Annotated in this window: 13 protein-coding genes and 1 pseudogene; 6 read left to right on the forward strand and 8 right to left on the reverse strand. The window is 47.0% G+C overall.

The annotated features are described in order from the left end of the window. The first annotated feature begins 1 nt into the window (after position 1). Positions 2–829 (forward strand): hypothetical protein, encoded by an 828-nt coding sequence (locus FIU95_RS11325; protein ID WP_152453874.1) that lies wholly within the window; start codon positions 2–4, stop codon positions 827–829. Positions 830–1,066: 237 nt separating this feature from the next. Here the strand turns inward: FIU95_RS11325 and FIU95_RS11330 are convergent, their stop codons facing one another. Next, entirely contained in the window at positions 1,067–2,074 is a 1,008-nt protein-coding gene (locus tag FIU95_RS11330) for a zinc-dependent alcohol dehydrogenase family protein (RefSeq protein ID WP_152453875.1), read from the reverse strand. 1,019 nt (positions 2,075–3,093) lie between these two features. Here FIU95_RS11330 and FIU95_RS11335 point away from each other — a divergent pair. After that, positions 3,094–3,966 (forward strand): M91 family zinc metallopeptidase, encoded by an 873-nt coding sequence (locus FIU95_RS11335; RefSeq protein ID WP_152453876.1) that lies wholly within the window; start codon positions 3,094–3,096, stop codon positions 3,964–3,966. Between the two features lie 272 nt (positions 3,967–4,238). After that, complete coding sequence (locus FIU95_RS11340) at positions 4,239–4,613, forward strand: SirB2 family protein (RefSeq protein ID WP_152453877.1); 375 nt, start codon at positions 4,239–4,241, stop codon at positions 4,611–4,613. Between the two features lie 56 nt (positions 4,614–4,669). Here FIU95_RS11340 and FIU95_RS11345 read toward each other — a convergent pair whose 3' ends face one another. From FIU95_RS11345 to FIU95_RS21155, 3 genes are all read right to left on the reverse strand, one after another. Next, positions 4,670–6,142, reverse strand: a complete 1,473-nt coding sequence (locus FIU95_RS11345; protein ID WP_152453878.1) for a sodium:alanine symporter family protein — start codon at positions 6,140–6,142, stop codon at positions 4,670–4,672. Positions 6,143–6,459: 317 nt separating this feature from the next. Continuing rightward, positions 6,460–7,314 (reverse strand): 3-keto-5-aminohexanoate cleavage protein, encoded by an 855-nt coding sequence (locus FIU95_RS11350; RefSeq protein ID WP_152453879.1) that lies wholly within the window; start codon positions 7,312–7,314, stop codon positions 6,460–6,462. 50 nt (positions 7,315–7,364) lie between these two features. Beyond that, the gene (locus tag FIU95_RS21155) at positions 7,365–7,520 is read right to left on the reverse strand and encodes a hypothetical protein (RefSeq protein WP_172975383.1); all 156 of its coding nucleotides are present in this window, start codon (positions 7,518–7,520) and stop codon (positions 7,365–7,367) included. An 87-nt stretch (positions 7,521–7,607) separates the two neighbouring features. Between FIU95_RS21155 and FIU95_RS11355 the strand changes: the two genes are divergently transcribed. Together FIU95_RS11355 and greB are read left to right on the forward strand one after the other, a co-directional pair. Continuing rightward, the gene (locus tag FIU95_RS11355) at positions 7,608–9,554 is read left to right on the forward strand and encodes a S9 family peptidase (protein WP_152453880.1); all 1,947 of its coding nucleotides are present in this window, start codon (positions 7,608–7,610) and stop codon (positions 9,552–9,554) included. 38 nt (positions 9,555–9,592) lie between these two features. Beyond that, a complete protein-coding gene (gene greB, locus FIU95_RS11360) occupies positions 9,593–10,093 on the forward strand; it encodes a transcription elongation factor GreB (RefSeq protein ID WP_152453881.1) in 501 nt (166 codons plus the stop codon). A 410-nt stretch (positions 10,094–10,503) separates the two neighbouring features. Here the strand turns inward: greB and FIU95_RS11365 are convergent, their stop codons facing one another. Further along, positions 10,504–11,415, reverse strand: coding sequence for a helix-turn-helix transcriptional regulator (locus tag FIU95_RS11365; RefSeq protein ID WP_152453882.1), 912 nt, complete (start codon positions 11,413–11,415; stop codon positions 10,504–10,506). A gap of 581 nt (positions 11,416–11,996) precedes the next feature. Between FIU95_RS11365 and FIU95_RS21465 the strand changes: the two are divergent. Continuing rightward, positions 11,997–12,280, forward strand: a pseudogene (locus FIU95_RS21465) (IS5/IS1182 family transposase); the annotation flags it as partial. Positions 12,281–12,602: 322 nt separating this feature from the next. On the opposite strand, the gene FIU95_RS11370 reads toward FIU95_RS21465, so the two are convergent. The 3 genes from FIU95_RS11370 to FIU95_RS11380 form a co-directional block, all read right to left on the reverse strand. Further along, positions 12,603–14,189: an alpha/beta hydrolase gene (locus FIU95_RS11370; protein WP_253868575.1), complete on the reverse strand. Its 1,587-nt coding sequence runs from the start codon at positions 14,187–14,189 to the stop codon at positions 12,603–12,605. A gap of 458 nt (positions 14,190–14,647) precedes the next feature. Continuing rightward, positions 14,648–18,160 carry an amino acid adenylation domain-containing protein gene (locus tag FIU95_RS11375; RefSeq protein WP_253868577.1) on the reverse strand — a complete coding sequence of 1,171 codons (3,513 nt, stop codon included), beginning with the start codon at positions 18,158–18,160 and terminating at the stop codon, positions 14,648–14,650. Positions 18,161–19,332: 1,172 nt separating this feature from the next. Next, entirely contained in the window at positions 19,333–20,583 is a 1,251-nt protein-coding gene (locus FIU95_RS11380; protein WP_152453884.1) for an anthrax toxin-like adenylyl cyclase domain-containing protein, read from the reverse strand. Between the last annotated feature and the right edge of the window lie 700 nt (positions 20,584–21,283).

Raw genomic sequence — 21,283 nt, forward strand, 5'->3', positions numbered from 1 at the left:
TATGGCTAAAGTAGATTCACTGGACTTAAGCCGCCCTGTTATTGAGCAACTTGATGATATTTATTGGTTACCCTTTGATGCGCCCCCCGTACACCACTACGACTTAGGCGACTGGCACCTTTCTTTTACGGGAAAGTTAGTTAAGCATATCTATGGAGCCAACTATTATGCCCCATACACTACGCCTATCTACAATGAAGACAGCTATCCAAGATTTTATGGTGGACAGCCACTTTGGGGCAATAAAAGTCCCTATATTTGGTTTAAGCTAAATTCTGTTAGCGCTGATTGCAGCGTAGACGTGGGGCCAGAGGATGCCTGGATTGTAGGAACCGCTTCATTCAAGCTCTTGGTGATTCAAGTCCGAGAATCTTCCAAATCTGGAATCTTTGACCTCACTGATCAAAATCAGTTGAAGCAATTTATATTCAACAAGCATAAAAGTGACCTAGATCACTTACAAGGACTAGGAAGCGAAGATTTCTTCAGTGCCTGGAGTCCCGATGAGATCCAAAGATATAGAATCAGGGGAAGGAACTGGTACGAAATAATTGATGGAAACTTAGGCGTAAATTGGTGCTTCAATCTATATACCCACTTATCAGACAAGCATCTTCTACATATTGCATACATCCCCAGCCAATTCTGGCCTCCATATCATATTCCCAGTGAAAAAGCCTTACGCGTTAGCAAATCTCCTTTGTGGGACTTTATGGATAATCTGGAGCTTTCCAAAATGGAAGAAGGCAGCCAGGTTGTTACCGGTACTATAGAGCGGGAGGCTACTAGCTCCTGGGAAGAGGACACAGAAGATCTGAGCAGCTGGTGAAGTATTTAATTTAGCGGGCTTTCTTAGCGCAAATAGCCTATTTACGCATTATTCATTTAGAAAGCTATACTTTATAGATTCTTGATTTCTTCGAAGAGATCTTAACCAGCCGGCTAGGATGTAAAGTTTGGATAACCTAAAGTGTTAGAGCTACCGCCGAAATTCCTGTTGTATGGTGCCCCCAAAGGGCACCAACAGGTAAGAGGGCGCTTTTACGTCCAGACAAATGCTCGTGATTTAAACGCTCAGCGACTCACCAGTTAAAAGAACCTTGCCATTGCGCTCACCCGCCGCAGCGACTTTAACTGCTTCCTTCACATCACTAAGGGGGTAAGTAGCATGTACCGGTGCTGCCAATTTACCTTCAGCGACCAACTTGGTAATCGTTCCAAAAACTTCCTGCTGTCGCTCAGGGGAAGCATTAGCAAACCACTTGGCCAGCCAAAATCCGCGTACAGTAATATCTTTAAAGATGATCACTCCTGGCGCGAGGAGACAGGGTTCACCACTCAGGGCGCCATAGTTTACCAGCGTGGCGCCGTCACTAAGGGCCTCGCCCAATCTAGCAGTAGCCATTCCCCCGACGGCATCTATGCCCAGGCGAATCTCAGCACCTCCGGTTGCAGCTTTAACCCTTTTAGCAAGGCTCTCCCCTTCCTGCTCACCATCCACCAGTACTACATCGGCACCAGCTTCCAGCATAGGCTCGATCAGTGAGGATCTGCGAACAACATTAACTACCTTAAGGCCTCGAGTTTTTGCCAAGCTGGTCAGATAGGTTCCCACTGCAGAGTTTGCTGCGTTTTGAATCACCCAATCCCCTTCTTTCAGGTCGACAAACTCACTGAGCAAGAGGTAAGCCGTGGGGGGGTTAATAGTGATCATAGAGAGCTGTATGGGATCTACCTCATTTGGCAGAGGGATAAGCCCTTTGGCATCCGCCACCATATGACTAGCCCAGGTGCCACTGCCAACAGGTAACAAGACAGTTTGACCTATTTCTGGCCCCGTCACATTTGGACCATGCTTGACGACCTTGGCAACCCCCTCATTCCCACCGACGGCAGGCAAAGGCGGCAACATGCCGTATTCACCTGTCAGCGTGAGTACATCTGAGGGGTTAATGGGTGTGGCCAGCATTTCCAACAATACCTGCCCCTCTTTCAGCTCCGGCTCACTAAATGAAACCGCTTCAATCACATCTTGGGGCACTGGGCCGCGCTCATGATATTCTGCCTTTAGCATGTCACCTTATCCTTTAATAAGCCTTGTATTCACTTGACCGTAAACAATCTCGTTTCACGGCCAGTCGAAGCGGTTAAGTCTACTTAACATGTGAGAGAGTTCAAGAATATCAATCGAGCACAGATAACCTGAGGCAACGGCTCAAAGTTACCTGCAAGTTTCACTTCAGCCTAGACAAAGGCTACTTATATTCATAAACGTCTTGTTTTTGTTAATTACATGACGCCATTAATTCAGGGTCATTATGTAAGAGAAGGAGATGCCACAAGAGCATTTTGTAAACCTGGAACAATTACGTAAGGCAAGCTGATTAACAAACAATTATATAGAGTCAAATTATAACCAACTCCTCTTCGCCACTATATTTTTACTAGCCCCTCACATTTTAAATGAACAACTTTATCTACCTCTTTTATCAACCCGCCCAACATCACAAGCTTAGCTTCAATTAAAAATCACTACCAAGAAAGCGCACTCACCGAGAACCGAAAGAAACAGCTGGCAATACCACGATGCAGCACTTCACATAGAAATAAAATTTCTAATCAAAATTTATTGAACAAAGAGCCCACCCGTCCAGATCAAGTATTACGCCTACAGTATCGCCCCCCTTAACCGACCACCCTGCCCACAAAAACATCAACCAACAATAAGAAAACCCAGCACTAAGCAAATATTTTTTGAATAAAAATAAAATTTTACAAAAGTATGGCAACTTGTACCAAATGTTAGTAAGGTTTGAATAAGTGCCAAATAAGTCTTGCTCTTGGTCAATTATCAATGGATGTACTGGCTAAGCTGTATTTTCTGCTCCAGAAGCAGAATCGTTTCTCCGCTCAGAGTGGTGGGATAACTGGGCATATAGAGCTCTCAATCCCCTTCCCGCCTTCGGCCCTCTGCTCTAAAACGGACACCCCTCACTCCCTCAGAAAATTCACAATGGGAATTTGTATTCCCAATTTTTCCACACCAAAAAGCTCTTATTTCAAGATCTGCCATGAAGTATAAGGAGAATAAAAATGGGACTCTGTATTGATTCAAATAACATCGTCTTTATTACCCAGGTGAGAACGGCGCTTAACACCCTGTTAGGCGGAGTTGGCACTGCTCTTGCCTACACCTCCGAGAAATATCGTACCGGTGGTCGCAATGTGTTACGGGTGAGTGAAGGCGCGGGCATTCTGACCGCTGCTGGTCTCAGGGCCAACAGCACAACACTGGTAAGACGCCTGATTGCCAGCCGCCACGATACACGAATTACCGAACATCATGCGCTGGGATTCAGGCCCGATAAATGGCTGAAAGACCAGATCTGGAGTGGATTCAAGAGTTATATTCCCTTGATAAGTGCCGACCAGGGCTTTATGGCGAAAGTGATGAGCACCGGCGCCAGTGGCGTAGTTATGTGGAATAACAATGTTTTTCAAACAGCCAATCTTACCAATAACGGAACTGTAGTTATGGGCAACTGCCCAAGCTATATTACGCTGGCCCATGAGCTGGTGCACGCCGACCGCTGTAACCGTGGCCTACATCTTTCAGGCGCTACCAATTCCACCTACCTTGCCGACCAAAGGCAAAATCCCATGAATAGTGTATTCCGTCAGCAAGGTAATGGACTGCTTATGGCCAGGGTTACCAATGGTGGCAACAACCTCGTATATAACAATACGACAGTGTCCAATCTCAATAATATGATCACAACCAGAACCGCAGGCTGGATTTGGGTTGGAGGGTCTATGGAGCCGAAAGAAGAGATAGCCACAGTAGGCCTGAGTGATGACCAGAATAATGTCCCCAATGACCTTTTAGCCATCAATGAGAATATGATACGTGCCGAGCACAATGTTCCCCGTAGGATGAAGTATGGGCGCATCGGCAACTTGAACTAACCCTGCCGTTAACATTAAAAGAATGGATCAGGCTAGCCCGGCACAAGGATGTGCAAATTTTTCCAGCTTTCGCTTTTAAACTTCCGCTGAATCAGTCATCCCCACCAAAAAAATCAGAGCGATGGGTTCGCCCTCTTAACTCACTATTGCATAGCATTGCGAAGGGCCGTTATCATCGGCAACGACTTGAACTGCGCTCTTAGCAAACCCAGTGATCTTTACACCGTTTCCAAGAACTGCATTTATTAGAATTTACTCATTAGCCGTATATAATGTTTACCTACACACTAATTAAGCATACCCATATCACCGCTGCAGTGCTTAGCATCTCCCTTTTTCTGTTGCGGATGGGAATGGAATTCTCTGGTAAGACGCATTGGCGAAAGACCTTCCTGCGATGGATGCCTCACGCCAATGATACTCTGCTGTTATCTGCTGCTATAGCTCTGGTTATTATTGGTAGCTGGAACCCGGCTGTTTTTCACTGGCTCGCAGTGAAGATCGGACTGGTTTTCGGTTATGTGATTGCCGGTTTCTTCGCACTTCGCCAGTCTGCGTCTCAGCGCACCCGTATGATTGCATCGGTTTTGGCAATAGTACAAGTTGGTTTTATCCTCTATCTAGCAATTCAAAAGCCTGCTCTCTAATATTAACTTTTTTTATTCAACCTGCCCGTGAGACCAGTACTCTGCGGGCAGTGCACTTAATCTCGATCCCACACTTCGTGGTCTATCCCCTTAATGTCGCATTTCCGGGCATCAAATATCGGCTCTTTCACCCCCCTGTTAAGTTGTGCCTCATAATCCCCCAATACTTTGAAGGCGACACCGGAAAGCAGGGTAATAGCCAATATATTGGTCGAAGCCATAAATCCCATAGCGACATCTGCCATCCGCCAAAGCAGGGTGAAATTCTCGGTGCTTCCACTGTAGGAAACCCAGGCTCCAAACAAGATAAACAATAAAAAAATTATCCGATAACAAAAGATAGAAACGGGGGTGTGGTAAAGATAAAAAATATTGGTCTCGCCGTAATAGTAGTTACCAATAATCGAGGTAAAGGCAAAGAACAGCAGTGCAAAGGCCACAAAACCAGTTCCCCAGGAACCCACCTCGCTCGCGAGGGAATCCTGAGCCAGCTTAACCCCCTCCACATTACCCACCATATAGACATCAGCAACTAAAATAATCGCCGCGGTACAGGTGCAGATAACAATGGTATCCAAAAAAACTGAGGCCATTTGCACATAGCCCTGCACCAAAGGATGCTTAACATCTGCTGCCGCGCCAACATTCGGTGAAGACCCAAGCCCAGCTTCATTGGCAAAGAGACCACGCTTAATCCCATTGGACACCACCGCCCCCAGGGCCCCCGCTCCGGCTTGCTCTAGGCCGAATGCATTTTTCAGGATCGCACCTAGAATCTTGGGCAAATCTCCCAGATTCATCAGTAAAACCACCATTGCCACAGTTAAGTAAGCGATGGCCATAAAAGGCACTACCACTCCAGCAAAGCGAGCGATGGAACGGATACCTCCAAATACAATAATGGCCGCGGTTACGGCCACTACAACCCCCACCAACATGGGGTTGATTTCCCAGGCGTCATTGAGGGCCGTAGCCATGGTATTCGACTGGATGGAGTTGAAAATAAAGCCGTAGCACAACAGCAAAAAGAGGGAAAAACTCACCGAGAGCCATTTCCAGTTAGGGCCTAGGCCTTTATTGATGTAGTACGCCGGCCCTCCTCGAAAGGTTCCCGGCTGCTCCCCTTTCTCTTTGTAAACCTGTGCAAGGGTGTTTTCGACCATACTGGTGGCCATGCCGAGCCAAGCCACCATCCACATCCAAAAAACCGACCCAGGCCCTCCAGCAGTAATGGCCACAGCAACGCCCGCCAGGCTGCCGGTGCCAATTCGAGCGGCGGCACTGGTGGCAAATGCCTGGAAAGCGGAAATTGAGCCCGGATGATCTTTGTGGATACCGCGCACCATTACCATGGTCATATGGCCAAAGTGACGGAATTGGATAAAACGGCTGCGGATAGAGAAGTAAAGGCCAATGGGCAGCAGCGCTATAATCAGGACACCGAGCCACCACTCCCCTTCAATCCCCCCCCACAAAAGCCGGTTGGCCCAATCAATCGCCCTGATTATTCGGTCCAACAACTCTTGCATCCACTGCTCCCTGCTTCAGACTGTTTTTTATTGATCGGCCAACGGCTGGAAACGGCTTTTCCCACTAAAGACTAGCAGCCACTGCCGTGCTAACTGGCGGATAACCATGCAGGCCAAGTACAGACATCGAGGAAAAAAAACGCCTTCTTTGCTAGCACCTGAGAAATCCAGGCAGGCTTAGAAGACTAAAGAAAAAAAGGCGCTCAAAACTCACTTTGAGCCCTAGAAAGCGATGGAGAACCGGAAGGAAAACAATTCCCGAGGGATAATTAGGCGACACCGATAGCGCCGCTCTAATTTGTGTACGGAATAATGCGCTAGCAGAAGATTTCCCGCACCCGCTCTGGAGAGACCACCTTGCGGCCACACTCTTCGGCGACCACAGCCAAAGCCTCAATCAGCTGGCCATTGCCAGAGGCGCGCTCGCCACCGGGCAAATAGAAAGTATCCTCCACCCCAGTGCGTAAATGGCCCCCCAATTCAGCGGTCTTGCGATGCACCGGCCAGATATCCTCACGCCCAATCACTGTGCTCTGCCACAAGCTGTCCGCATGCATATATTTAGGCAGCAATGCCAACAACTCCGGATCGGCAGGCATACCGGAAGCCACCCCCATCACCAGGTTGTAGTTGGGCTTATCCACCATCCCTACATCGGCATACATACCTACGGAACGGACGATACCCACATCAAAGCACTCGAACTCAGGCCTGGTACCCGTTTCGCGGCAGACCGCCAGCAGCTCCTCTACTTTGTCCACCGGATTATCAAATACCATCGGCGGCCAGGCCCAGCTGCCGTTGGAGCGGGCTTTCAAGTAATTCAAACTGCCAGCGTTACAGGCGGCGATTTCCGGCTTACCGGCACGCAAGCACTCAAGCGGGCCGCACTGGTCCCGGCCAATAGTGCCCGTGGAGAAATTTAAAAGTACGCCGGGGCACTTATCACGGATGGCATCGGCTATCTCCAACGCCACTTGCGGGTCCCAGCTGGGTAGATGCCCCTTGCCCGGCTCCTGAACCCGAAAGTGCACATGCATTACCGAAGCCCCGGCATCAAAGGCCTCGCGAGCCGAGTTTGCCATTTCTTCCGGCGTTACCGGAACCGGGTGTTGTTGCGGATTGGTGAGCACCCCGGTTAGGGCGCAGGTGATTACCACTTCATCGGACATCGCAGGCTCTCCTGAATTATCTTTATTTGGGCCGCTTTAGATTCGGCGCACTAAGCTTTGCCGAATTCCGCTGATTGCCATGCTCTCAGTATCTGCGCTTCAACCCTGCGCGAGATACCCAGAGCCGCATCCATACTTTGGGTTTGTTGTGGGGTGGTATCAAACCCCAACACCAAGCGCTTGCTTGGTTCCCTAGAGACTAACATAGGCCTCTTCCTGTAAAAAGGCACCTTGTGTCGTCAAAACAGGCCCGGCAGAATGCGAAAAAATCTAATTAAGGAAACTGGCAGCCGATGAGTAATAACCCCAAGACAATCTCCACCCCTTATGGCAGCTGGAAGTCCGCGATCAACGCAGAACTATTAGTAGAAGGCAGTGTGCGCCTTGCGGAAGCCAGCCTGGTGGATGGGCGTTACTACTGGCTAGAGTCGCGCCCCTCAGAAAAGGGGCGCAATGTTCTGGTGCAATATTGTCCGCAAAATGGACGGCGCGACCTCACGCCCGCCCCACTGAGTATTCGCTCTAAGGCGCACGAATACGGCGGTGGTAGCTACCTGGTTCACGGCGACACCCTGTATTTTGTGCTGGCGGAAGATCAGCGTATTTACCGTATGGAGATCGGCAGTAACTTGCCCGAAGCCATCACCCCAGTAAACGAATCCCGCTATGCGGATCTGCACCTCGATATAAAAAGAAATCGCCTCATTGGTATTGAAGAAGACGACAGTGGTCACGCTCAGGGTACGGAGGCACGAGCACGGATTATCTCTATCGACTTGCAGGCGCCTCTGTCTACAGCGCCCAAGGTATTGGTTGAGGGAGCAGACTTCTACTCAAACCCCACCCTGAACAGCAACGGGGATCAATTGGCTTTCTTACGCTGGCATCACCCCAACCTCCCCTGGGACGGCACCGAGCTGTGCCAGGCCAGTTTGAATGAACAGGGAGAAATCACCGAGATTACGCAAGTGGCTGGCGGAGATAACGAATCCATCTTCCAGCCCCAGTGGTCGCCGCAGGGAGAGCTTTACTATGTCTCCGACCGCAACAACTGGTGGAATTTATATAAGCTGGGACAAGATACGCCTCTGTGGAAAAAGGATGCTGAATTTGCCACCCCGCAGTGGGTGTTTGGCATGTCCACTTATGGCTTTATCAGTGCCGAGGAAATTCTCTGTACCTACACCGAGAATGGTCTTTGGTACCTAGCCATCCTGAATACCCGTACTGGCGAACACCAGCTGATCGAGCACGCCTACTGCGATATCGAGAGTCTGCGCTGTGAAAGTGGCAAAGCGATAATGATCGCCGCCGCAAGTGACAGCTTCCCTGCAATCGTCTCTTTTAACCAAGCAAGTGAGACGCTTGAGGTTATCGCCAGCAGTAACCACCGTGAATTGCCCGCTGAACTTTTCTCCCGTGCCCAAGCAATCAATTTCGATGTCAATGGGCGGGAGGTACACGGCTTTTACTATCCACCGCAGAACCCAGACTTCAAGGCACCTGAGGGAGAAAAACCCCCGCTTATTGTTTTTAGCCACGGCGGTCCTACAGGAGCCACCTCCGCCGGCCTCAATTTGAAAGTACAGTATTGGACCAGCCGAGGCTTCGCCATTCTGGATGTGAACTATTCCGGCAGCACTGGTTATGGCCGCAAATACCGCGATCGCCTTACCGATAAGTGGGGCATCTATGATGTGGAAGATGTCTGTGCCGGTGCCGAATACCTGGTCAATCAGGGCCTGGCAGATCCTGAGCGACTGCTGATCAAAGGTGGCAGCGCAGGCGGTTATACCGTATTAGCGGCGCTGACTTTTCACAACACTTTCAAAGCCGGAGCCAGCCATTATGGAATCGGTGAATTGAGTAGCCTCGCCAAAGACACCCACAAGTTTGAATCCCGCTACCTGGACAAGCTGGTAGGCCCCTGGCCATCTGCTGAGGAGATCTATCAGCAACGCTCTCCTATTCATCATGTAGAGCAGCTGAACTGCCCGGTGATTTTTTTCCAGGGCATGGAAGACAAGGTGGTACCACCAAACCAAGCGGAAACCATGGTTAAAGCCCTTAAAGAGCGCAGTATCCCGGTTGCCTATATCACCTTTGCCAATGAAGGGCACGGCTTCCGCAGTGGAGACAGCATTAAAATGGCCCTGGAGGGAGAACTGGAATTTTACAGCCGTATTTTCGGCTTTCCCCTGGCAGAAACCGGCCCCGGTATTACCATTGAAAACCTGTAATCAATCATCCCAGACCTTGAGAGGAAGCCAATAACACCATGGGAAGATGGAGACCGCCGCGCCCGCGCGGCTCCCGCTATATCACTGCGGAGGGCGCGCGTCGTATGCGCGCCGAAGTAAAGTTCCTTTGGGAGGAAGAGCGCCCCAGAGTCACCCAGGCGGTCAGTGACGCCGCCAAGCTGGGGGATCGATCAGAAAATGCCGACTATATCTACGGCAAGAAACGCCTGCGGGAAATTGACAGCCGTGTGCGGTTTTTGACCAAGCGCTTGGAAGAAATCACCGTAGTTGACCAGATCCCGGAAGACCGCGAAAAAGTCTTCTTCGGTGCCTGGGTCACGTTGGAAGATGAAGAAGGGGTAGTCGTAAGCTATAGAATCGTTGGGCCAGATGAGTTTGATGTAAAGGCCGGCCTGATTTCCATGGACTCTCCTGTGGCTCGTTCACTGCTAGGGCGCAGGCTTGATGATGAGATAGATATTCGTCTGGGAGAAAAGTGGCAGACTTATTTTATTACTGAAATCCGTTACGAGGAGTGAGGGATAGTGGTAAAGCTACGTTGCCAATACAAGTGGTAGTGCTATCTGACAAAAATCTCTAGAGACTTTGGTTATTTGGTTATTTGGTTATTTGGTTATTTGGTTATTTATCACTTTACCGTAGCCTGATGTTGCATTAGAGCATCGCCTCCTCAATAGGTATTTGAGGTAATTTGCCAAACTCCTTTATCCTCGGGAGGAAGTGTTGTAGTGGCACTCTGCGATCAATCAACAACTTGGAGGCTCGCCTAACCAGTGTCACCAGATGGCTCTGCGACCCTTAAACTGTAGCGTCTTCCCACCAATTAAGCCATCTGATCCAAGAATATATAGCAAAAGCTATTTCATAATTTAAATCGCATAATAACTACTGATGTTATTTACACTGCAATTCAGTGCGCAAAAAACATTTAAACCCATGAAACACACTCCTTCCTTACCAGAGAAGGTGAAATACGATATTTTGACTTATATAATTGTGTAAAATACGACTGACTAGAAAAACCACTCTCCAACGCAATATCCACTAACCGTTTACTTGTAGTGCGCAATTGAACATCCGCGTATCGGAGGCGCCTTTCGTTAACCCATGATTTTGGAGAGCCCCCCCTAAAAACCTGACTAAACATATTCTTAAATGAAGTCAGGCTCATACCAATCTGCTTAGCGTAATCAGCCAAAGACCAATTTTTAGTAACATTGACTTCCATAAACCTCCTAAAAGCTTCCTGCTCTGGGTTTACCTGATTAAGCAATTCATTAGCCAGTATCTTCCCATGATCACTATTCAATTTAAGCAGTAATAATTCCTCTAACTTCAGAGCATTTAATCCATCATTATCCAACTGACCAAACAATCTAAATGAATCTAACGTTAGCTTTGTCAACTTACAACTTGGGAAAATAATAGGTACTTCACCCCTAGGTTGAACTGATTTCATCATATTGGGTGCCTGTTTTTTATGAAGCAAGGCATTATCGTATCTTTCGTAGAATCTAGATAGCATTGCTGCACGAATACCAACACATATTACAACTGCATCCTGATCTTTGTGGATATTTCCTAACCGAAAACCTTCATCCGAACTTGATAGCCAAACTTGACCCATTTTCAATTCAAAATTCGATTGGTGATTCGTAATATTAGCAGTGCCGGACACCATCATAACTAAATTAACAAAAGGTGAAGATGTCAGAGCAATAGATTTACCGCATGGAATTGAGAATATCTTAAACTCAAACAGATCTCCACAATGCTGACACTCGATAACCACTTCTCCATTGGTGATATCATCTTGCCACTTGTAGGAGAGAATATTCATTTCTTTTATTACCCTTTATAGAATTACTATCCAATATTGAGAGACCGGAAGTTGTTCGCAATATCTTTAACATCATTTAATGCTTTCCCCACAACTTTTAAAATCCATTAATAGGTAACTGAATCAACCGGCCAAAACTTTTTGCTTATTATTACTAACTTCTAAGATAGCTCCACCTACTGCACATGACACCAAATAGGTAAACGCCACCTAAAATTAAAGTCCAGTTTGTTGGTGTTTCAATAAAAATTAATCAAAGGATGAGCGTTATATTTTTTACCTATAAACCACATAACAACAGAATATATTTTAAACAGAATGCCTTTATTACGGTTTAACTTGGAATACATATACTTAGGTTGAAAAATAAGGCTATCCATTGCCTTACTATTGTCGCTCTGAACTTCATACCCTCTGTCAACTCAGAATAATGTTATTAAAGCCTATTGCCGTTTGAACCATCGTTTGAACCACCGTTGTAATTGCCAGCTACCCTTACCCTTTCTTCATCACCTCGTCAGATTGGTGGTACTCCCGAGGGGCTTGGCCTACTGAGAGCGCTAGAAAACTGTCATTGAGTTGGTACTAAGGTCATAATGGATAAAGCTTATGAAGGAAATGACATACGGCAACTGGGGCTGAATCTAGGCATGATTCCGGTGGTTCCTCCTAAGGTTAACCGCTTGAGGCCGTGGGTGTATGATCGGGAGGTGTACAAGACGCAGAATGAGGCGGAGTGCTTATTTCGCCGATTAAAAGGAATCCGTAGAACTTCCATCGCTTTGTTAAATTGGATTTGACTTTTATATTATTTCGTAGCTTTTCACATATTGCAGGCAGATTTATTAGTGTAGACAGGCCCTAGTTAAAGCCGTGCAAAATATAAAGACGTCAGAAAAATGGCTTGGCGAAGCTTCTGTATACCCAGAACACTGGATATTATATGTAGGCAGCTATTCATCATCTTCCAGATTATAAGATAGTAATATACCGTTTATAGTTAGCTCTAATAATCCCCTTACACAAATCCCCTGACAACAACTCTTTCACACTGATCACACCTAATTTGAAACCTGGCCCGTTGAAGACAGGCCACATTTGGTTTCAATATAAGATTTTGGCCTCACTAGAGATCAAGAAGCCAGTAGCATTTCTAGCACTCAAAGCTCCGATAAAAAAGCCTTTTATCAAGTAGTCGAGATAAACTTACGCACTTCCTCAAGAAATTCTTTTGAAGCTGGTTCACGCCCCAATAACAAATGCCCATCACTATCTAGACCAACAAATCTAGCATTTGGAATGCTTGATGCGATATCGCATGCTGTTTTTACCGGAATCCGTTGATCTCCCAAAGAATGGATAACCAATGTAGGAACGGTGACTTTACTGAGTTTATCACGAACATCTATGCTGCTAAACACAGAAAGAAAGCGAACTGCATTTTCAGGAGAAGTTGTTAGGCGTTGAAATTCATTGAACCAAGCCAACTCACTAGTGTTAGCCCTTGGCATAAATGTTGAGGAGAATATCTGTCGGTATGCGGGGTTATCTTGCCCCCAGCCGGCTTTAGTTAGAGTCATTACCGCTTCTCTCTCTTTTATCACAGACTCCGTAGCCCCAATCCGCCAGCCCGCTGCGTAGCCACCAAACAAAATAAGTTGCTTTACCTTTTCCGGGTGTCTAACTGCATATTCGATAGAGACAGCCGCTCCTTGAGAAATACCAAGTAGCGTAAAGTTATCAACGTCGCAGGCATCAATAACAGTTTCAAGATCGGTTACGAATGATTCAAAAGAGATATTGTCAACATCCCAGTCGGAAAGACCATTTCCACGTTCATCATAGCGTATAAACCGATGGTCAATAGATAGTTCCCGGAACAAAGGGCTCCAAATTGGAGAGTCCCAATCATACTCCAAGTGACTCAACCAATTAGCGGCCTTTACGATTGGTGGGCCATCACCAATCGTTGCGTACGCGATGCGGGCGCCATCCGAGGCAGTACAAAATTCAATTTTCTGTTCGCTAAGAAGTTTTCTTTCGAGAAGTTGTTCATTGGTGTGAACATTGCAGGTCTCTACCTCCGCTGGCTTATACGGTGACCAAGCAATTCCAGCCTTTCTAAACCTTTCCACCAATTGTGGTCTAGTACTCGCCATTTCCCGTGTAAGCCCCAGCCTATCCATCTTTTCCAGTAGCTGAGTCGCCGCGAGGGGGTTGTAAGGCTCAAGACTTTCCCAGCAGCGCGCCCACCTCAATTGGTCAGGAGGTGAGATATCTGGGTGAGCTGAGAGGCGGGATAGTATTTTGCCACGCAAAAGCCCTACCTCCTCCCGCTCAGCAAGCAACCACTGCTGGAATAACTCTTGATCAGGCAAATCTATCCCTTCAAGAAACGGCTCCTGCAGGTCAGAATTGATAGTCTTGAGGTCATCTGCTGATAACTCAGATTCTTCGAGCCTAGACATAATTGACTTAATATCAATTTCAATGTCATCTGTCTTTAGGCTCACCCTCTCTCGATCCGCAATCAATCGTTCTGTCTCGGAGTGATTGACAATGGGGCGAATTTTACTTAATGACCACCTGAGGGATGCTCTAGGGTCATCAGGTAACTCCCAAAATATTTCACACAAACGATCACGACGATGCGGCCGGGCGGCCAAAACCAAGAACGCAAGAAGTGCACGTGTCCTTTTAGATCGGGGAAGACTAACTCGCTCTCCATCACGATAAACAGTCAGTTCTCCAAGCATTTGGATTGTAATACTCATAACCGAAATACTTACCCTTAAATACAGTAATGCTCTTAACCAAATGAATGAAGAAGATCTTGAGAAAAATCAATCAGACTCGTTTACAACTCTAATTACACTAACCAAAAATGACTATCGCAGTTCATCGGGCAGGAAAAATACCTATAATTTTCTCATTATCTGGATTACCTGCAAATAGACAGAAACATAGATGTTATGCAATGTATATTGAAGGACGAGGCATAATTTCAGCTATCAACCCATTAGAGTTGAGCCCATCTGGGACGGAAGTTTAGCACCTGCCTCGTTAACATGGTATTAACCGAAGAGATTAATATTTAACCAACCTTTAGGTCTAGCACAGACCACATCAGGATTCCTACTGAAGGGTGATGGAAAACCAGTAACCTACTTTCCATAATGGCCCCTCATAATTTAATGAAGGACCAATTAGGTAGGTTACTTCTACAACTCAACTAGCAAATAGACTCCTCTTGACATAGTTCAAAGTCTGCAGAGTGCGTTGAACCCTGCCGTAGATCAACCATGCGTGCGATAAACCAAATAAAAGGTTCTACTTGGCCATTTAATACACAGCTTCCAGTGGAAATACTACGGAGTAACCCCTGGACATTCGAAGAGTGCAGTGCAGAAACTGCCTCCTTATCTTTAAGCACCAGTGAACAGGAAGGCAAGCCAGAGATATTGTGATCACTCAGTGTGGCATGTCCGTCGTAACATAAAATTCTGACTGGCTCCGATGGCTCAGAGACATGTACGGCCAAGGTCAGATTTGGAGTTGGGCCAGAATGACTCACCATGAATTGTTTAAGATAGGCTGAGAAAATCGCTGCCCAGTCTTCCACTACAGACTGCGCCCAGCGTAAGTCCATAGGTTCTTTTTCCGTCTGCACCAACAGAGCATCTACTTCCCGCTCTGCCTCGATAAGCGCTTGAACGGTCTTATCGACATCCTCTTTCGTATGAGCCGCCGAGCAGATCAGCCTGAGGCGGCCACGCCCTGGCTCTACAATGGGATAAGTCACTGCCGATGTTTGAACACCGCGCTTGTATAGTTCCTGCACAATAGCAAACAGTTTATCTTTGTCGCCAAAATGCGGCGTGACAATGGGTCCATCTCCCGTGCCCAAATCATAGCCCGCCTCTTCAAACTTCTGGCGCATGTAGCGGGTGGTATCCCAAAGCCGCTCTCTCAATTGGTCGTCAGATCTCAAGCGGCGTAGTGCGGTGAGTGCTGCAGCAATATCGGCAGGGCTGACCGAAGCCTGGAAAATGTAGGCTCTGGATGATGATCGCAACAGATCGATATATTCCTGCTTCGCCGCCACAACACCTCCAAGGCTCCCAAGCGCCTTACTCAGGGTTGTCATAATGAAATCGACCTGATCCGTAATCCCCTGAGCGGCACAAATGCCAGCGCCTCCTTCGCCATAGAATCCGAACGAATGAGCCTCATCTACCAAAACGAGTGCATTATATTTCTTGGCCGTACGCACAATTTCAGCAACCGGTGCGGCGCCCTCCCCCATGCTGTAAACGCCTTCGAGAACCACAAGAACAGTACGGTAAGGAGACACTTCCGATTCGAGTACCGCTTCCAGGTCTGCGTCATTATTGTGTTGGAATGTTCTGATCGTTGCCCCGCAAAGGCGGGCACCGTCAACGATCGATGCGTGGCATAGCTGGTCGATAACTACCACATCATCTTTGCCAAGAAGCCCGGCAACCGCTCCGACATTTGCGGTATACCCAGTCGGGAAAAGGCAGGCACTGGGCTTTCCTACCAATTCAGCAAATTCCGTTTCGAACGCCAGGTGAAGATCCGTTAAACCTGACGCAGCGGCTGAGGTTCCCATGCCAGTACCAAAATGCTTCGCAGCAGCAATGGATTCCTCAATCACCTGCTGATCCCGATTCAGGCCAAGATATAAATTGGTCGTCCAGATAATGGCTTCCTGCTCTTCATCGTTATACACATCGCTAACCGTACCCCGAGTCGCACTGCCGGTACGCAACACTTTGCTGTAAGGGTTTCTGCGCTGGTCGTTAACCATGTGCATCACCTCCTGTACCAGCTTACTCTTATCCCTCGCAGACCAGGAAGGCGCTTTTGCGGCCTGGAATGTTGGGTGGCTGGACTGAATATGTGATTGGAAGTCGGCGAGAGAATCTGTTGCTACGGAGTGCGCTTTTTTTCTATGTCCCCTGCCAATACCACTACTCATCAAGTCAATAATATGACTCGCCAGAGCTTCAGGAGTGGCGTACTCGTTAACTGCCTGTGGAGGTAATGTAAGCCCAACATTGTTCGTCAAGCGACGCGCAAACTCCAATGTTGTTAGTGAATCGAGGCCCAGCCCCGTGAACGAGTGTTCTGACGATACCTGTTCGGCATCGCCGATATTAAGTAGAGCGGCTACTTCCCCCTGAATAATCGACAGTACCGTAGCTTCCTGCTCATGCCTTGAACCCATCAAACGCTGCATCAGGTTACTAGTGGAATCACTGCTATTATCGAGGCCTTGTTCCCGGTGGCTGCTCTTTTCCAACTCTATGAGCTGCTTTCGGTCGAGCTTGTCATTCGGTAAAAGTGGTAATTCCTCAAGATGCCTTACGATTTGAGGAACCATATATTTTGGCAGCCGCTCTGCCAAAAACTCTTTAATTGAAGTGTCTGTTGCTCTTTCATCCCGGCTCACAACAAAGACGGCGAGCATTTTCTGACCGATACCGCCCTCTACTGCCGCAGCTGCCGCTGCATCAATACCTGGCATAGATTCGAGTGTCGACTCGATCTCTTCAAGCTCTATCCGGTATCCTCTCACCTTCACCTGCTGATCGACCCGACCAAGAAATTCGATTTCTCCGTTCTCTGCCCACTGGCACAAATCCCCGGTTTTATATAAGCGTGAATCAGGGATTAAATCGGTAGGTTCCAGCTCAATAAAACGTTCTTTTGTTTTTTCCTCATCGTATAAGTACCCCCGTGCAAGCTTACTCCCTGCCAGATACAACTCTCCCGCGACGCCAGGAGAAACCGGCTGCATTTTGTCATCCAAAATATAAGCGCGGGAATTAGGTACGGACTTTCCGATTGTGACTATTTTTGAGCCAGGTGACACTTTAGCAATTGTGGAATACACCGTATCTTCTGTGGGTCCATAAGCATTGAAGACCTTTAATCCGGGAGCCATAGCCTGTACTTGCTCAACCAGTGATCGCTTCAGCGCCTCGCCACCAAAAACGAGACAACGCAGCCCCTCAGGTAATTTTTCTGTTGCCAGCAATGTCTGCATTGCCGAGGGCACGGTTACGCAGGTTCTCACTTGATTTGCTAAAGATAGCTTTGTCAGCTCAAGAATATTCTTGCCCAGTATTACCGTGCCCCCAAGTGACAGGGTGCCAAAAATTTCCATAACCGAAGTGTCAAAACAAACTGAAGCTCCAGCAAAAACACCCTTGAGCTCCTCCTCATTTAACAATTCGTCCATCGACTGGCACATAGCGACAATATTTTTATGTTCGACAGCAACACCTTTTGGCCGCCCGGTTGAGCCGGATGTGTAGATAACATAAGCCAAATCATTTTCGGACGGCTCTGCGCAGCGGATTGCCTTGGCACCCACTCTATCGATCCGTACCAACTCACGCACTCCCTCGCATAATTTTTCTGAAGTATCCCCATCCACAATGGCTGCCACCGCACCCGAATGTTCCAGCATATATCGAACCCGATCCCGCGGATATGCCGGATCTAAAGGCACATAGGCGCAACCTGCTCTCATCACACCAATTAAGGCAGCGACAAGTTCCCAGGAACGATTCATGCACACTCCGACCAAAGAGCCTGGTATTACACCACGAGCTTCAAGCTCACCCGCAATGACATTGGACCGGGTAAGTAATTGATTGAAATCAATTGTCGTATTGCCATCAACAATTGCCTTGCGACTGGGGTGATGTTGCATTTGCCTTTCGATCAAATGCCAAACTGTCTCTCCCGATGATGGAAGGTTTGAGCATAAAGTTACATCACACTGAGACTTTATCTGGGGGTTATCAGCAGAACTATTCACTAAATAATACCTTTTATTTTTATTCAAATATCTAAAGTTACTTATTATTTTAATCAGAAATATTTTAAACCTGGTTACAAACTCCTTACTTAACAGAATTGTAAAATGAAGGGCTTAAGCCAGATAGCGGGCGTAAACCGTTTATGGGGATTTCTCTCGATCTATACTTTAGCGATGCGGCGAGAAACACTCACCTCTATTATGCAGAAGAGACGCCTTCGTCGACTTTGAGACAATACCACCGATCGAAGTGGAACCGAATATTTTGGCCTCGACCTTCTTCAGGTTCAATACTGCATCTAGATAATTTATCCATCCCCCGCTAACCGAGTCGCAGGCAATCTTCAGCCTAGCCCCATCATGGTGTAGCACGCTAACCTAACCCCGCTGTTGATCGCAGGTAATATCAATACTGTCAAAGAACTGCCCTAGCACTAGCAACTACTCTTCCCCAACCTAGTCCACGATATTATCTCCGCAAGGAGTTGCGCAGAGTGTGATACATCCGCAATATCAATAATCCCAAGAGAAGCCGGATAGAAAAACACATCGTATTCCGTATCGTATCGCTGGCAGAGCAGCACTCAATCCAACAAATATCAGAACATCAGCCAGTGAAACCATAAGCGACAAAGATCATGCCGCAAAAGTTGGCAATTACCCCGCGCTATAGCGAGGGAATAGAGAGAGTAAAACGGGAAGAGTTGATGATTATATCATCTGAGTTAAAAAATATTATTCAGACTGCATCAATATTCATTTTTTGCTCACATTAACCATCCAATTCAGATATTGATTAAATCCATTGATAAAATCTATAACTGAACAAATAGAAACATAGGAAAGGTGAATAAATTGTTGAATCGGCGACAAGCCTTTCATTCGGTGCGTCATTGATTAATAGAGTCCTTTTCAAGAAGAACTACGTAATAACAAATGGTCTGCGAAGTGTACAGATAAGGATTTTCTTGATACTTTTGGTGAAAATTGAAAGTGAATTTGTCCAGCGTAAAAGCTAGTGGCCACCCGTTACGTGGCCACTCTCATTTCAAATCAATAATTGGCTAAGCATTGTACCATGGGGGGACGATCCACTGTCCGAAGTGCCAGTTACGAGGTACAAGCCCCCCGTAAGCCTGCCCTAAGCGGTCGGGCTTGTTATTGGTAGGGTTCATTGCCCACCCCTCAGCCAGAGTAACCTTGACACCATTGATTGTACACATCGCGATAAACTCTCTAAATCCCTGCAAACTTTGAATGACCACTTCACGGCGAGCAGGAGTAAATGCAATAAGAGGCAAATCGACATCGTTTACAAATGGGCGTGCGGCTTCGTCACTATGCCAGAGTACATTTCTTCTCGGGAATGGCCCCCAATGACCTCCCCCAGCTCTTGGAGTGTAGGCATTAGAGATTAAAGAGTTGACTGTCTGGCTTACTTCATAAATACGGTTAGTGATATTACCAAGTTTTGTACCCTGCCCTTGGGTTGTAAAATTTCTTTCTAGATGGGTTTCGATATGATGACGCTGCGACCAAGCTTGCACGGTACCAAGAACACGACGGTCATCTCTGTACCTATCATATTTTTTGGCACCCTGCTTAAATGGCCAAATAGCAAATAGATCATAGTCTCCCGTAATGGCATTAAGTGGGTGTTCATTTCGGAACTGTCGATGTTCGACGGGATTGGTCATTGCCAGCAGCGGTTCGTACATATCTTTGTATTTGGTGTCATATTGAACAACAATATTTCCTCGCTCCTGGATAAATCCTGACTGCCTACTCTTTTCCTTATCAACATAAACACCCCACATATCCCCTAAACATGTGTTAACTTTGATAAGTGAGTAATGGAAAGTAATACCGCTAGGATGACTGGCTACCCCTTCATAGCGATCATCCGTTTTTCTTCTAACATTAATTTTCCCATTGCGGATGAGCCAATCAACCCTGTCTTGATGTAAACGAAGAGGCGTTGTTGAGGCAGTCCAACCCGCAGCAGAGTGTGTGTCGGTAAAAGCCTCATGATGTTGATCTCGGTTATATCCTGCCTTTCCCATACCGTGTTTATTTAATCGGGGGTCGCGCAAAACAAAACCGGCCATAGGTCCCCAGTCACAAGACTTACCATGAATTCTAAAGCCTTTGGTGTCATATCCTTGCTCAAGCAACTGAGTACAGGTTGGCCCTGTTGCACGCACAATGATGACGCAACGATGCGATGCTGCAGTAACTTTAAAAGCCTCTGCATGAGTAGCTGGGCAGCCTATAAGATTTTCACGCAATATAGCATTGTTAAATATAAGTTCCATACGTCAGCTTCCTGCCTGTAGGCTACTAGTGATATATTTTGAATTGAAAAAATTGAGTCAAAAAATAGGAATGATCATACTCAGCATTAGTGCTTAGCGCATTTACACCACAGTATAAAATCCCAATCGCCAATAAGGCACCACTGAATCGCGTCATCATACCTTTACTGGACATTCGAAAATCTCACGGGTTACTCATAAACTCACCAACTGTAAATGTCAGAGAGAAGCAGGCAGGGCTCATCAGGGCTCTACCGATCATACCCCCGACGATATCGACTATTGGGGTGAAATATTTTGCAACCTTCCCTCTCCACTTCTCCAGCTTGAGGGCTATCCATTATCAGTCTCACACTGAAGACACCAGTATTTTATCCACCGTCAAGGAGGATTGCTTTAGATTTTCATCCACTCTTTTTAGAATTTGGCCATTATTTCATTTTTTTTTGGCTATTTGAGCCGCCGCGCTTTGAATAAGGACAAAAGAACACTCAATATCATGAGTGCCTGTTTGATAAGGAGGGAGGGATAGCCCAGAGTGGCAAAAATTCCGGCAGATCACTCTCTAGTCTGAGAGCGCGTCTAGAGACAGTGTAATCTACTGTTGACCAATCCTACCCCTCCATTTTACCACGAGCAAGGGAGTCGGTAACGCCCCTAGGAAGACCTTCGTCAATATCAACGGGGGCGCAAAAAAATA

Origin of the sequence: Microbulbifer sp. THAF38 (assembly GCF_009363535.1) — a bacterium.
Lineage (GTDB): Bacteria > Pseudomonadota > Gammaproteobacteria > Pseudomonadales > Cellvibrionaceae > Microbulbifer.